This window comes from Companilactobacillus sp. y65-5 (assembly GCF_057541095.1).
This window is the reverse complement of record NZ_BAAJOA010000016.1, coordinates 1-8,928: the sequence shown is the minus strand read 5'-3', so window position 1 is coordinate 8,928 and position 8,928 is coordinate 1. Positions and strand designations below refer to the sequence as shown.

At 35.6% G+C, this 8,928-nt stretch carries 9 protein-coding genes and 1 pseudogene; 4 read left to right on the top strand and 6 right to left on the bottom strand.

What is annotated here, in order from left to right; genetic code table 11:
- Positions 1 to 167 precede the first annotated feature (167 nt).
- Positions 168 to 1,103: a replication initiation protein gene (locus AC27FM_RS13170; RefSeq protein WP_001748065.1), complete on the top strand. Its 936-nt coding sequence runs from the start codon at positions 168 to 170 to the stop codon at positions 1,101 to 1,103.
- The gene (locus AC27FM_RS13165; RefSeq protein WP_001748066.1) at positions 1,096 to 1,614 is read left to right on the top strand and encodes a helix-turn-helix domain-containing protein; all 519 of its coding nucleotides are present in this window, start codon (positions 1,096 to 1,098) and stop codon (positions 1,612 to 1,614) included. Before AC27FM_RS13170 ends, AC27FM_RS13165 begins: the two co-directional genes overlap by 8 nt.
- A 230-nt stretch (positions 1,615 to 1,844) precedes the next feature.
- Here the strand turns inward: AC27FM_RS13165 and tet(M) are convergent, their stop codons facing one another.
- The 6 genes and pseudogenes from tet(M) to AC27FM_RS13135 all read right to left on the bottom strand — a co-directional run bounded on the left by tet(M) (position 1,845) and on the right by AC27FM_RS13135 (position 7,002).
- Positions 1,845 to 3,764, bottom strand: coding sequence for a tetracycline resistance ribosomal protection protein Tet(M) (gene tet(M), locus AC27FM_RS13160; RefSeq protein WP_000691737.1), 1,920 nt, complete (start codon positions 3,762 to 3,764; stop codon positions 1,845 to 1,847).
- A 15-nt stretch (positions 3,765 to 3,779) separates the two neighbouring features.
- Positions 3,780 to 3,827 (bottom strand): annotated as a pseudogene (locus tag AC27FM_RS13155) (hypothetical protein); the annotation flags it as partial.
- A 313-nt stretch (positions 3,828 to 4,140) separates the two neighbouring features.
- The gene (locus tag AC27FM_RS13150; protein ID WP_004256734.1) at positions 4,141 to 4,989 is read right to left on the bottom strand and encodes a conjugal transfer protein; all 849 of its coding nucleotides are present in this window, start codon (positions 4,987 to 4,989) and stop codon (positions 4,141 to 4,143) included.
- Between the two features lie 28 nt (positions 4,990 to 5,017).
- The gene (locus AC27FM_RS13145; protein ID WP_487088951.1) at positions 5,018 to 6,031 is read right to left on the bottom strand and encodes a hypothetical protein; all 1,014 of its coding nucleotides are present in this window, start codon (positions 6,029 to 6,031) and stop codon (positions 5,018 to 5,020) included.
- A 360-nt stretch (positions 6,032 to 6,391) separates the two neighbouring features.
- On the bottom strand, positions 6,392 to 6,739 hold the full coding sequence (locus tag AC27FM_RS13140; protein WP_001748061.1) for a type II toxin-antitoxin system PemK/MazF family toxin: 348 nt from the start codon (positions 6,737 to 6,739) through the stop codon (positions 6,392 to 6,394).
- Complete coding sequence (locus AC27FM_RS13135; RefSeq protein WP_001748062.1) at positions 6,739 to 7,002, bottom strand: type II toxin-antitoxin system PrlF family antitoxin; 264 nt, start codon at positions 7,000 to 7,002, stop codon at positions 6,739 to 6,741. The genes AC27FM_RS13140 and AC27FM_RS13135 overlap by 1 nt, the downstream gene beginning before the upstream one ends.
- Before the next feature lie 78 nt (positions 7,003 to 7,080).
- Here AC27FM_RS13135 and AC27FM_RS13130 point away from each other — a divergent pair, with 78 nt between their 5' ends.
- A complete protein-coding gene (locus AC27FM_RS13130) occupies positions 7,081 to 7,668 on the top strand; it encodes a site-specific integrase (RefSeq protein ID WP_001748063.1) in 588 nt (195 codons plus the stop codon).
- A 418-nt stretch (positions 7,669 to 8,086) separates the two neighbouring features.
- The gene (locus tag AC27FM_RS13125) at positions 8,087 to 8,299 is read left to right on the top strand and encodes a hypothetical protein (protein WP_001748064.1); all 213 of its coding nucleotides are present in this window, start codon (positions 8,087 to 8,089) and stop codon (positions 8,297 to 8,299) included.
- Positions 8,300 to 8,928: the final 629 nt, after the last annotated feature.

Sequence of the window (8,928 nt, the reverse complement as noted above, 5' to 3'; positions counted from 1 at the left end):
GTTTATCAAGTAGGTTTTGTCTGTTTATCAAGTAGGTTTTGTCTGTTTATCAAGTAGGTTTTGTCTGTTTATCAAGTAGGTTTTGTCTGTTTATCAAGTAGAACTATAAAGTTGACTACTTGATAAACATAATCTAAAATTAATTTGTAATCATTAGGAGGTACAGCATGGGAAATGAAATTATTAAATATGATCCAGAGTTAAATACCATTCCACTTCGAAAATTTACTCCAGTTGAAATGAATTTATTTTTTTCGATTATTTCTCGTATGCGTGATAAGAGTGATCAGACCATTCGTTTTACTTTTGATCAATTAAAAGAGCTAAGTGCTTATAAACCTACTGCAAATAACCGTTTTGAAGATGACATTCAGAGAACTTATGAAAAAATGATGGGATTACATTTTGGTAGACGAAGTAAAAGTGGATTAACTCGAGAGTTTTTTGTTTTGTTTACAGAATTTAAAATTGATGGAGATGCAGAAGAACCTTATGTAGACGTAAAAGTTTATGAACGTGCTTTACCCCTTTTAAACAAGCTTGAAAGTTGGGTTCGTTATGCGTTGGCAGAGTTTAGAGATTTAAAAAGTAGTTACGCAAAAACAATGTTTCGGTTACTAAAACAGTTCAGAACCACTGGATATGCTTATTTTTCTAAAGAAGACTTTTTTGAATTACTAGATATGCCCAAAAGTTACTGGAATAGTCCCTCTAACGTCGATAAATTTGTTATAAAACCCATTAAAGAAGAATTAACTCCTTTGTTTAGAGGATTAACGGTTAGAAAAAAATATGGTAAAGGGCGTGGGAAACCAGTTATTGGCTATTCGTTTACCTGGAAACCAGAAAAGAAAGATGCCAATGATTTCTCACAAGGCCAATTACAAGATGAGCGTCAAAAGCTTTTTAATATTCAGCATAATGGTGAATTAACAGAGCAGGAAAAATGGCGCGCCATTGACAAGGTTAAGGGGTTAACTTTAGGCTCTACTGAGAAACAAGCATTGGCTGATAAACAGGCCGAGCACGATAAAAAAATAAGAGATCAAGCAAGACAAGAAGCACTTGCTGAACTCCGAAAGGGGTTTGGAAATCATGCCTAAAACTATTAGAGAACTTGCTGATGAATTGGGCGTTTCAAAGCAGGCTATATGGCAAAAGATAAAAAGAGATGCGTCAATCGATTTACGTCAATTTACATCAACAAAAGGCAATACTGTTTACGTTGATGTTGATGGGCAAAAAGCTATTAAAGCAATGTTCTCAAACGATTCATCAACAAGATACCGTCAACAAAAAGATGATGTTGACGACAACAAAAAAGATGCGGTTGATGGACAAGATGAAGTGAAATTCCTTCGAAATTTAGTATCAGAATTTCAATCTGAAAAGAAAGAGTTACATAAGTTACTAGATCAGCAACAAAGATTGGCCTTACAGGACAAACAACTGCTCGAAGAATACAAGGCAGAAATTAAGGACTTGAAAGCCTTAACGATGGCACCGCATGATAATAGTGAAAAAGAAGTGACGTCAGACAAACAACCGGAACCTGAAAATAGCACCCCGGAGTCACAACCTAAACCTAAAAAGTGGTGGCGTTTTGGTAAATAGTTACAACTAAAAAAGAAAAGAAGACTAGTTAAATAGCGGAAGATAAATTTGAACAATCTGTAGCTGCCAAGCTAAAGGGTGAGGGCTGGGACTGTCCCACAGATTATTCTGGTGGGTAGATTGTAAAATTAATCCGAACGCTGTTCGGATTAATTTTACAATCTACCATATTAAAGAATATTTCATCTTATTTAATAAGAAACCATATTTATATAACAACATAAAACGCACTAAGTTATTTTATTGAACATATATCTTACTTTATCTATCCGACTATTTAGACGACGGGTCTGGCAAACAGGTTCGCCAGTGGTAACCTGATATCCTTTTAGCTCTGCTAAACAAACACTAAGCCCATTTGTAAAAAAAGTTAAATCATTGCGATAATCTTGAATACATCGAGCAGGAATTTCTCCAATAATAATGACCTCATTATTTTTCAGTTGAGTATTTACGATATTTGCACAATATTTGGGAGCATCGTTATATGCCCGTGAAAGATATTCCTGTGGTGCATAAACTTTAAAACTAAGATATGGCTCTAACAATTCTGTTCCAGCTTTTCTAAAGGCTTGCTCCAGTACAATAGGAGTAAGCATCCGAAAATCTGCTGGAGTACTAACAGGGCTATAGTATAAACCGTACTTAAAACAGATTTTACAATCCGTCACATTCCAACCATATAATCCTTGTTCGCAACCATAGCGTATCCCTTCCATAACTGCATTTTGAAATGATTGATTTAAGTATCCAAGAGAAACCGAGCTCTCATACTGCATTCCACTTCCCAACGGAAGCGGTGATACAGATAAACCAATGGAAGCCCAGAAAGGATTTGGCGGCACTTCGATGTGAATGGTATATTCTGCATTTTTTAACGGTCTCTCCATATAAATGACTGTAGGCTCTTTTAGTTCTATCTCCACATGATACTTTTCTTGCAACAGTGCACTAATCACTTCCATTTGTACTTTCCCTAAGAAAGAAAGTATAATTTCATGTGTCGTAGAATCCACGTAATATCGTAGAAGCGGATCACTATCTGAGATTTCCAAAAGGGCATCAAGCAACATTTCTCTCTGTTCAGGTTTACTCGGTTCAACAGTTGTTTGTAGTAGAGGGTGCGGATTTTCAATCTTTTTTCTCTGTGGCAATAGTTTTGTATCTCCAAGAACACTATTTAACTTCAAAAACTCATTTTGCAAAATAACAATTTCTCCAGAATAAGCTCTATCAATCTTACATAATTCACCATTTATTGAAGTATACATTTCTGTAACTTTTATTTTTTCTTTTTCTGATACTCTAACCGAATCTCGTAAATGTAGTACTCCACTATAAAGGCGTATATATGCAAGACGTTGTCTTTTTTTTGTATATTCAATTTTGAAAACATTTCCGCAAAGTTCAGACGGACCTCGATGTGTTGATGAATAAAATTTATTAGTAATAACTTCTATAAGGTTATCAATCCCTATATTACTTTTTGCACTTCCATGATAAAGAGGGAACAGAGAACAATTCTGAAATCTTATGCTTTCCTCTTGTTCGAGTTCCAATGCTTCTAATGATTTACCGGACATATATTTCTCTAAAAGGTCATCGTTTCCCTCTATTACCGTATCCCATTGTTCAGATTCGGTAAAGTTCGTCACACACATATTAGGATACAGTTCTACCTTCTGTTTGATTACAATTTCGGCAGAAAGTTTCTCTTTAATATCCTGATAAACCGTTGATAAATCAATTCCATTTTGGTCAATCTTATTGATAAAAAAGATTGTGGGAATCCCCATTTTCCTAAGTGCATGAAATAATATACGAGTTTGTGCTTGTACGCCATCTTTTGCAGAAATCAGTAGAATTGCCCCATCTAAAACTGATAATGAACGATATACTTCTGCTAAGAAATCCATATGTCCTGGCGTGTCTATGATGTTCACCTTCGTATTTTCCCACTGAAAAGAGGTTATTCCTGTCTGAATTGTAATTCCTCTCTGACGTTCTAAAAGCGTATTATCCGTCCTCGTTGTACCTTTGTCCACGCTTCCTAATTCTGTAATCGCTCCACTGTTATATAATAAGCTTTCTGTTAAGGTAGTTTTTCCTGCATCAACATGAGCTAAAACTCCAATATTAATAATTTTCATGTGATTTTCCTCCATTCAAAAACCCAAAAGGGCATAAAAATCCCAGTGATAAATACTTTTATCACTGGGATTTTTATGCATAACCATAGGTATACAAAGCATACAGATATTCTCTGGATACTTTAGAATCACATGATAAAGGTATTCTTAAACTGGGTACAAAAAACTAAGCCCTCCTAAAAAAGGACATCTAATTATTTGTTCCCGCTATCAAATTGACAGTTTATTTAAGAATACCTTGCCGCATATTTATTAACTCCTTTTAAATAGTCACTTAAATAATAGCACGTAAGAGCATATTTGTAAAGGAATCTCCAATTTTTTATCAAAAAGAGTACATGATTACAAAGTATCTGTAATCATGTACCAATATTTGTTATTTTACAATCTTCCAATTATCTTGTTTTTCTAATATCAACTCAAATTGCGAGATTTGGGTTGCCTTTGTTTCTTGATCTAAATATTTCACAGCGACATTCACGATTACTTGGTTATCTTTTCTGGTAAAGATAGGATTCACCAATTCCTCGAAAACATATTCCTTGTTAATCATAGGTAACACATGATTACTTACATAGTAAGTCAATTCTTTTTCTGTGGCGGTAGGATAGAGCTGGAAGAACGTTTCTAAAAAGCTAATGATTTCGTCCATCGTTTCTGTATCTACTGTATGGTCACTTTCTAGCTGTTTGGGTTGGTAGTCCGATTTTTGAGGTTTCTTACTCATTGTCGGATTTTTGATAATAACCATATTATCTGATTCATCTATATGGACAACCACATGAAAGCTAGACGATATAGTTTCCTTGTCTTTGTCTTCGGTAATAACTTGTTCAACAGAAAACAGTACCTCAAAGGTGTTCTCATTCACTTGAGAAACCTGCCACACCTGTATATCGTTCACACTAGAACTAGTAGGAATATCCTTACGAATCATTTCTTCATTTAATACCTGCAATTCTTCCGTCAAATAATGGGTCAATTTCTCATTTCGTTTATCAATGGCTTCTTGGGATTGTTGCCACGAAAAGTAGTCTTTCGCAAAGGATTTCACAAAACTTTCTACTTGGTTGGTATCGACAATCTGCTGTTTAATGATTTCTGTTTCACGGACAGTATGAGTGTCAATGGCAGTAAAATTTTTATAGATTCCAAATCCGACACTACCAATCAATAAAACCCATAAAACAAAGGTTAATTTCTTATGCGTGCCAACTTTAATCATCGGAACTTTTCTTTGCTTGCTCGGTTTTTTAGATTTCTTTGGTTTCTCCTTCTTTTCTTTTCGCTCGTTTATCAGCACCAGTCCCGACGCTTCCTGTCAAATAACGGCCGATAATGTTATAGCCAGCTGCTTTCAGTGATTTAGCCGTAGCAGCTGATGTGATTTGAGTAGCCATGTCGACACCATCTGAAGATCGGTTAGTGTTACCATTACTAGTTAATAAGCCTTTGATCACAGTTAGGTCAGCAGTTGAAGTATAAGGAGGCAACTTCATGAATTTTCTAAAGGAAACTATACCGTCGGCAACATTTTGTGTAAATTGGCCATTGAAGGCGCCTGAATAGAAACCATTAACGTAAAGACCATATTGAATAATTTTAACGATTGCCCCAGTTGCGCCAGAATTAACAGTTGGTGTTTTATTGATCGTACCAGGACCATAATAACCATTAGCAGTTCCAGTATCCATACCTTCCACTGACTGCAAAGCATAAATCAAAGCAGTGTTCGTATCCCTTTGATAAATTCCATCACATGGTAAAATACCAGTGTAAGCTTGATAATCATGATTAAGCTGTTGTTGCATTGAACGGATTTTAGCGTCCCCACCAGGAACTAAAACAAACGCGCTCATTGTCAACAAGGCTTTCATAATATCCGAGTTTACATTGGCGCTGGTGTCTTTGATACCGGCGTCTTTTTTTAATTCAACGACAGCAGCAGCCGTGTTAGTAGTAAATTCTCCGGTAAATTCTTCAGGGTTGATACCCTTACACCAAAAGCCACCTTGGATTATTTTAACAACATTGTGCTTAAAGCCAGTTTTAACTTTATTAGCAAATTGAGTATCCCATTTAGCGGCAGTTGAAGGGCCAAAATTATCAACTAGATCTGTGATACCTAATTCGTGTTGCAGGGCTCTAGTTAACCCATAAACTGTGTTCCAACCAGTATTACCGTCCTCGGGTACTTTACCAAAGCCAGAAACTTTACCGTAAGTTTTGTTGAGCCAGACTTGTGTTTCTTTTACCATTTCATCCATACATAAATCGTCCTTTCTGTGTTGTTTAGCAACCATAAGCGCCTACAACGAACAAGCTATCAAATGAGTAAGCAGTTTCTGATTCAACCTCCTTAAAAATTATTTGCTCAATATTCGAACACACGTTCGAGTAGACGGCTTAATTTTAGCACAGAAAAACAAGAAAACAAATTTTTGTCGGATTATTTTCGAACAAAAAAGATCTTCCAGGAAAATGGGAAGATCAAGTAAGCTATATATTTTTAAGGGCCCATTTTTACCAAATAGCCCCTTGAAAACATTGTTAAAATAACCCCCAATATCTATAATGTAGATATTGGGGGTTATTCTTTGTTTTTATCAATAAATAACATCTGCTTTTTAGAAAAATTGTTGGACCTTTGTACTAATTGAACTAATTTCTTGCCGAGATAAAGTGGACACAACTTCGCCATCTGATCGTTTTGTTGGATCGACAGCACGGACATGTTGCAATAACGCTGTCCCGTGAATTTTCCCGTTATCTATCCTGATAAATAACGGCGATTTAGCATACTTTTCTTGGGTACGATATTTGTCAGAGGTACTGATTGGCACAACTAGCACCGTATTAAAATAGCGATTATAGTGATCGTTGCTTACAACTAAACACGGTCGCTTTTTCTTAGTTTCAGTGCCTTTAGCCGGATCTAAATTAATCCATAAAATAGCGCCTTGTTTTAATTTCATTAATCAAAGTCTTCGCTTTCCACATCTTTACCCCAATCAACTTCTGTTGTACTGAGATTTCCAAACTTTTTTTCTTGTTCATCAACAAGTTGCCATAGATCCGGTTTACTACGAACAATCATTACTTTACCATTTGGTTCAATCTGCCATTCAATTGTATCAGTAGACCGAACCTTTAACAGTTCACGTACTGTTTTAGGAATTGTAATCTGATTTTTACTTGTGATCTTTGAGCTAACCTTAGTTACATTACCTGCACTCACAATATCATCTCCTTACTTTTTCCTTACAAAAAATAATAACATAACTGCTTTAATATCTCAAGAAAAGGAGAAAAGACTATGCAACAAGTTGTCCTACCCATCAAAGATTCAAATGTTCTCAAAGAAGTTCAAGATACGTTACTCAATAATTTTAAAGCTGGCCGTCGTAACTATACAATTTTTCAAGTTGGTAAAGCTACGCTACTAAGAGTCAGTGACGTTATGTGCTTAAAACAGACCAATATTTTTAATCCGAACGGTTCCATTAAACAAAATGCGTTTATTCATGATAAAAAAACTGGTAAACCTAATACCTTGTATCTTAAACCGGTTCAAACAGACCTTTTGTTGTATCGTCAATGGCTGCTTGATAATCAGTTACAATCTGAATGGCTCTTTCCTTCCATTCAACACCCCGAACGACATATCACAGAAAAACAGTTCTACAAAATCATGAGCAAAGTTGGCGATCTTTTAAGTATTAATTACCTTGGTACCCATACGATGCGCAAGACTGGAGCTTATCGAGTTTATACGCAATCTAATTATAATATTGGTTTGGTTATGTACTTATTAAATCATTCAAGTGAAGCGATGACTTTAGCTTATTTAGGCTTGGACCAAGCAAGTACCGAAACTATGTTAGACCAAATTGATTTTGGTTAGAATTGGTTATTTTTTAGTTGTTGCCGAAGGCAACTTCTGAGACAGATTTTAAGCACAAAACCTCTACTAAATTTTGGTGGAGTGTAAGTGCGCCTTGACCGAGATTTGCTCAGTTTGCGGACTCACATAGATTTTCTATGTGTAAGTGCGCATTAAACTCATTTCATTCCGTTTAATGACGCTAAAAAATAGCTAACTTGATCATTGAAATAAAGGTTGTTTTTTAGTTCAATGCGCACTTACACACAACAACTAAAGTTGATTGTGCTTATACTAAAAAAAGTTGTATTAGATTTCGCTGCGCTCAAACAAATCTTTTTAATTGCTTTACACCGTTTTTCTTTCTAAACTTAATTACCATCTTTGAATAACTAACTATAAAAAGATGCCTTTAATTTAAACCTGAAATAATTAGCTAATGTTAGGAGTAACTCAGATGGACGAAAAAAAAGTATTAAAGCCAATTGATGAAATGCTTGCTGATCCTTGGCAAGTTGATATTCAAGAATTGTTTGAAGCTTTTGTTCATGAACCTGATGAGATCAAACAGAATTTGTATAATTCCTTGTACACTTACATTTTGCAAAAAAGACAAGAAGATATTATTAATCGACCAGGATTTGTAATTTAGCCCTCTAAAAGCTCACTGAGGGCTTTTTATTTTGTTTTGGCATAAATTATATGTAAATATGCTTAAAACTGCTGAGAATTGAAAATAAAGGCCTTAAAAGGGACATAGCAGTTAAATTCTTATTATGTTTTAGAAAAGCTAACTGTTTGCTGTCAATGGTAGCGGACGAGCAAAGCGTGGGAGCATAAGGAATTGACAGCTCTAAACCAGTCTTAACACTGAATTGGCGAAAGCCAAAGTTTCTATAAAACTTTGCTTTCCTGCCTAACGGCGAGTGAAAAAACGGTCAAGCTGGTTCAGCTTGACGGGGTGCGGGGCGTCAGCGCCCGTATAAATGTGGCTTGCCACACCTTTTTAGGCAACGAACGAAGTGAGGCGCAAAGAGCGTAGCGAATGGAGTTTAATGTGAGCCGGTTTTTGGCTCACTCCTTTGTGTTTTTGATTTTAGGTCTTGATCTCGTACAGTGGTGCCTCTTATATACCTCTTTTATAAACCTCTTTTAAACCTCTTTTAGACCCCTCTTGAACCTTACTCTCCCAAGGCTTATAGAAGTTTATCAAGTAGGTTTTGTCTGTTTATCAAGTAGGTTTTGTCTGTTTATCAAGTAGGTTTTGTCTGTTTATCAAGT

Bases quoted from the DNA above. Each gene is read 5' to 3' on its own strand.
- AC27FM_RS13145 (WP_487088951.1), bottom strand. From the start codon at position 6,031: ATGGATGAAATGGTAAAAGAAACACAAGTCTGGCTCAACAAAACTTAC.
- AC27FM_RS13140 (WP_001748061.1), bottom strand. From the start codon at position 6,739: ATGAAATTAAAACAAGGCGCTATTTTATGGATTAATTTAGATCCGGCT.
- AC27FM_RS13170 (WP_001748065.1), top strand. From the start codon at position 168: ATGGGAAATGAAATTATTAAATATGATCCAGAGTTAAATACCATTCCA.
- AC27FM_RS13150 (WP_004256734.1), bottom strand. From the start codon at position 4,989: ATGATTAAAGTTGGCACGCATAAGAAATTAACCTTTGTTTTATGGGTT.
- AC27FM_RS13125 (WP_001748064.1), top strand. From the start codon at position 8,087: ATGTTAGGAGTAACTCAGATGGACGAAAAAAAAGTATTAAAGCCAATT.
- AC27FM_RS13130 (WP_001748063.1), top strand. From the start codon at position 7,081: ATGCAACAAGTTGTCCTACCCATCAAAGATTCAAATGTTCTCAAAGAA.
- AC27FM_RS13165 (WP_001748066.1), top strand. From the start codon at position 1,096: ATGCCTAAAACTATTAGAGAACTTGCTGATGAATTGGGCGTTTCAAAG.